General features: G+C 58.7%; 2 protein-coding genes. One reads left to right on the plus strand and one right to left on the minus strand.

Annotated elements, in window-relative coordinates; all coding sequences use genetic code 11:
- Positions 1-197 precede the first annotated feature (197 nt).
- Complete coding sequence (locus PU724_RS33830) at positions 198-641, plus strand: site-specific integrase (RefSeq protein ID WP_426213838.1); 444 nt, start codon at positions 198-200, stop codon at positions 639-641.
- Here PU724_RS33830 and PU724_RS33835 read toward each other — a convergent pair.
- The coding region (locus tag PU724_RS33835; protein ID WP_426213825.1) for an IS3 family transposase at positions 630-728 on the minus strand (99 nt) is incomplete at its 5' end. The genes PU724_RS33830 and PU724_RS33835 overlap by 12 nt on opposite strands.

Here is a 728-nt window from a genome sequence, read left to right on the forward strand (position 1 = left end):
GGTCGTGAAACAGATTGAGACGCCTCGCTCTCCTGACCCCATCATGCGGCGGCCCAAGCGCTGACCGCGAAGAGAAGCGAGTGACCCACGGAACGGTCCAGAAAAAGGTGCAGGAGCATCTTGACCAAAACAACCCCAATCAGAGAGGACTCTAAGAACACGAGGAAAGCCGTGATCGGTATCTCGAAAAGGCTGAGATGGATGCCCTTCTCGACCAACCCGACAGGCATACGAGTCTCGGGGTGCGCGACCATGCCCTGCTGCTATTTCTGTACAACAGTGGTGCACTTGCCAACGAGGCAGCAAAATTGACGATCGGCAATCTGCAGCTGGGTACGTCGCCATCTGTGCGGCTTCATGGCAAGGGAAACAAGATCCGGATCTGCCCGTTGTGGCCAACGACAGCGACATCACTCCATCGCTACTACGGCAGGCCGCACAACTACCCAGCGCTCAACGGATTCCATCGGCAGATGCACGGAATATGGCTACGGTGTCTGAGACGGTGCAGCCAGAAAAGCCGGCGTATGGGCTGGTCCGAGTTCGAGACCCTGACGGCGCGCTTCCCCCTGCCAACTCCGCGCATCACTCGAACTGGGCGTGGAGTGGGCCCCTGGTGCCGGACAGAGTCAGGCCGCTGATTTGACCGTCTGCCGGGTGTGTTGATCCTCGAATTGCATTGGACTGAGATAGCCGAGTGCTGAGTGAAGCCGTCGGCGGTTGTAGAC

Source organism: Mesorhizobium abyssinicae (assembly GCF_049887195.1).
GTDB classification, from domain to species: Bacteria; Pseudomonadota; Alphaproteobacteria; order Rhizobiales; family Rhizobiaceae; genus Mesorhizobium; species Mesorhizobium abyssinicae.

What these genes read in the sequence shown, in the direction of transcription:
- PU724_RS33830 (WP_426213838.1), top strand. Translation starts at nt 198, where the DNA reads ATGGATGCCCTTCTCGACCAACCCGACAGGCATACGAGTCTCGGGGTG.